The organism is Rothia sp. 27098_8_29 (genome assembly GCF_041432785.1).
Taxonomy (GTDB): Bacteria; Actinomycetota; Actinomycetes; order Actinomycetales; family Micrococcaceae; genus Rothia; species Rothia mucilaginosa.
Genome location: NZ_JAPWAI010000021.1, coordinates 1 through 3,424 on the forward strand (window position 1 = coordinate 1; position 3,424 = coordinate 3,424).

3 protein-coding genes, 1 tRNA gene and 1 pseudogene are annotated in these 3,424 nt (G+C 61.1%); 3 read left to right on the forward strand and 2 right to left on the reverse strand.

Annotated features, from left to right (window positions below; genetic code table 11):
- Positions 1 to 413, forward strand: a 413-nt coding sequence (locus tag O3649_RS08995; protein ID WP_371573882.1) for a C40 family peptidase, incomplete at its 5' end; no start/stop codon positions are given.
- Between the two features lie 167 nt (positions 414 to 580).
- On the opposite strand, the gene O3649_RS09000 is transcribed toward O3649_RS08995, so the two are convergent.
- A complete protein-coding gene (locus O3649_RS09000) occupies positions 581 to 1,609 on the reverse strand; it encodes a DUF4031 domain-containing protein (RefSeq protein ID WP_070630018.1) in 1,029 nt (342 codons plus the stop codon).
- A gap of 119 nt (positions 1,610 to 1,728) precedes the next feature.
- On the opposite strand from O3649_RS09000, the gene O3649_RS09005 reads away from it, so the two are divergent.
- Positions 1,729 to 1,801, forward strand: a tRNA-Arg gene (locus O3649_RS09005).
- A 110-nt stretch (positions 1,802 to 1,911) separates the two neighbouring features.
- Here the strand turns inward: O3649_RS09005 and O3649_RS09010 are convergent.
- The gene (locus tag O3649_RS09010) at positions 1,912 to 2,769 is read right to left on the reverse strand and encodes a VOC family protein (protein ID WP_371573884.1); all 858 of its coding nucleotides are present in this window, start codon (positions 2,767 to 2,769) and stop codon (positions 1,912 to 1,914) included.
- A gap of 143 nt (positions 2,770 to 2,912) precedes the next feature.
- On the opposite strand from O3649_RS09010, the pseudogene O3649_RS09015 reads away from it, so the two are divergent.
- Positions 2,913 to 3,424: pseudogene (locus O3649_RS09015) on the forward strand (ATP-dependent DNA helicase PcrA); the annotation flags it as partial.

Genomic DNA, 3,424 nt, shown 5'->3' on the forward strand with positions numbered 1-3,424 from the left:
CACAGCAGGCTTACGTTGCACCCGTTGCAGCACAGACCGAGGCTCCCGCAGTTTCCTCCGCTTCCACCGGTAACGCATCCCGCGACGCAATCGTTGCAACCGCAATGAGCGGTCTGGGCGGCGCATACGTTTGGGGCGGCAAGACCTTCGGTGCATGGGACTGCTCCGGCTTCACCTCTTGGGTTTTCGCTCAGCACGGCATCAAGCTGACCGCTTTCACCTACGCAATGAAGAACGAGCTGCGCCCGACCGCTAACCCCCAGCCCGGCGACATCGTCTTCCAGAACGGCTACAGCCACGTTGGTATCTACCTGGGCGACGGCAAGATGATCTCCGCTCTGAACCCCACCAACGGTACCCTGGTGCACCCCACCTCCTGGATGTCCGTTGATGGCTACTACACCGCTCTCTAAGCCTTAGCGCATAAGAGCTGGGTTTAGCCCAACATACTTCTCAAAAGGCGCCTACCCCACACGGGGTGGGCGCCTTTTGCGTACCCGAGAGATTCCACGAAAATACCGCCGAGAACGCACCTTAGTATGGGCGCATTCTCGGCGGTATGTGTTTTAGGTGTATGCGGCTAGGACGCGAGAGCCTGCAGAAGCCCCTGCGGGTCCTGCTCCCACTCGCTGAGCTCAGCACTCAGATTAGCCCTCGCGGGCTCCTCCCAGAGCTGTAGACCCTCCTCGGAGAGGAAGATGCGTTTACGCCCCAGGATCGAACGCAGGAAGGTCGTACGACCGGCACGGAACGCCTCATCGTCAAAATGGGAGTACTCGCTACGCACCCCGTGCAGGTAGCGGCGATAGCGTGCCGAATCAGCCGCCAGGATAGCCATATCGGCATCGAGGAAAAACTGAATATCCGCCGGCTCATAGCCCGCCGGTAGGTCGACAGACTTGGGCAGCTCGTGGGTTGCCGTGGCACGCACCAGAAGGCTCACCATCTGTAGCTCGTCACCACTGAGCAGGCCCGCGGCAACCAGCGGCTCCAGGGAGGCGCTCGCCAGCTGCTCGCTACGGCGCTCATCCTCACCCGGCGCGCCCTCGTACACCGCGTCGTGGAACCACGCCGCCAGAACCAATGCCAGGGGAGTAGAACCCTGCGTGCGGTGTGCGTAGAGGCGGTCCAGGTCGGTGAGCATCTGCGAAAGGTGCCCGCTATGGTGGTAGGCGCGGTGCGGCTGCTCCCACGCCTGCAACAGGCTCTCACTCAGCTCCGCTACCTGCGCCGTGAGCTGAGCTTGGCTCACGGCAGGAGCCTCCACACGCTTGAGACGGGGTGTATTAAGGCGGGGCGCAAACGCCGCCTCCCAGGCGCGAAGCAGGCGCGGGCGAATCTTCTCGGGGCGTTCCTTCAAGGGAATCCGCAGACCGCTGGCAATGAGCGTGCGAGTCAGCTGTGCACCGCTGAGCTCCTTTGCGCCCGCCCGTACTAGATTCTCGTAGAGGTGCGCCGGAACATCGTAGTGGTCGCGGTCGAAAGCACGCTCACTGATGCCCGCCGCTGCGGCGAACTCGTGCAGTTCCGCCAGGGATACATCGGAGATGAGGTGCGAGAAGACGGTGCCGTGTGCGGGCCAGGTGGGCGGGTCAATGTAGATGCTCATTCGTACATTGTAGGAGCGGTTCTGCCGCCGGGTGCGGGTGTCCTCAGGCGGTGAACACAGGCCGGTGAACACTGGCTGTGCGGACTCGCGGTGCGGGGTGCTTTATACTGGATAGGTACGCCCTCGTAGCTCAGGGGATAGAGCACTTCTCTCCTAAAGAAGGTGTCGGACGTTCGAATCGTCTCGGGGGCACACAGAACCGGTAGTCACGCCGGTACGAGAAAACCGCCCGTCGCTTGCATTAGCAGGCGCGGGCGGTTTCTCTGTTTCTGCACGTAACGAGTACTCAAGAAAACACGTTGTTATAGCTGAGACAGGTCAATCTTGCCCATCAGCAGGATCTTCTCGCGAGAGGTCTTATCCGCCATCAGCTCAGCAATATTGTGCGGAACAACCTGCCAAGAAATACCCCAGCGATCTACACACCAGCCGCAACGCTCCGCCTCAGGTATAGCCGAGAGCTGCTCCCAATAGTAATCAATCTCCTCCTGAGTACGGCACGAAAGAACTACCGAAACTCCCGGCGTGAACGTGAAATCGTGGAAAGCACCAGAATCAGCAGCCGCCATCCAGGTGCCCTGCAGGTTGAAGTCGGTAAACATGACCGCATCTGCCTCAAAGGGGCTACCTTCCGGATAGTGGTACAGGGTGCCGCGGTGGGCGTCATCAAAAAGAGAAATCCAGCGGTTGGTGGCTTCCTCTGCATTGCCGTGATTCGTGCCGCCAAACATGAAAGAAGGCACGACGAAGGGTCGCGGGTCTCCTGCAGGGTTGGTAAGCATCAGCTGCCAGGTCATACCGAAACGATCACGCACCCAGGCGTAGCGTGGGGAGAAAGGATACTCACCCAGTTCCATCAGCACACCGCCGGTACCTAGCTCTTCGTAAAGTTCATCGAGGTATGCTCGCGCTTGCGCCTCACCACCGAAGAGGAGCGGGTCAAAGTTTAGGATGCAACTGATGGACTGGTTCGGGACGTACCGGTCATCACCGTTAATGAGTGAGAGCTGGAAGCCATGGATGCTTAGAGTCGTGAGTCCGGGCACCTGTTCAACGATAGAAGCATCGCGAAAAACCCTGGTATAGAACTGTGCGGCTTCATCGGCTGAGCCATTGCACCATAGGGCTATTGAGAGGCTCGGAGGTAAGGTCTGGGTCATGCGGTCATCCTAGCATGACTATTCTGTGCCACCGGTGTGCCGTTGCCGATATAGGACGTGCGGCGGATGACCGAGCGGGTGGGAGCCGCGGAGTAAATGCGGTAGCATGGAATATCGAACGTGTATTCTAGGCAGCGAGGTAGATGATGAGCGACAAGCCCGAACAGCAGAAGCAGCCCTTCACCGAACAGGACGGCCTGTTCGCCGCCGAACTTGTCACCCCCGCAGCACCGGTAGCGGATGACGAGCCGCCCTTCGACCCCTACTACGACGTACCCCCTGCCGAGGACGACTACTACGCCCCTCCCATGGACGCCGCAGTGATGAATGCTCCGGTGATGGAGGCACCCACACAGGACGTACCCGCCGCCCTGCCCGCCTACGGTACCCCTGCTACCAGTGCGCCCATTCCTGAACCCGGCGCACCCGCAGCCTTCACCGCCGCAGACCCGCTCGGCGACTTCATGCCGCCCGCCTACCGCGTCGGCGGCTACGGCGAGGACTTCGACCCCGCCGACCCCTACGGCGAACGCGCCCACAGCCTCAACGCGGTGGACCCCGCCTCCCTCACCGCAGGGCTCAACGAACGCCAGGAAGAAGCCGTGCTGCACTCCGGCGCGCCCCTGCTCATCGTTGCGGGCGCCGGATCCGGCAA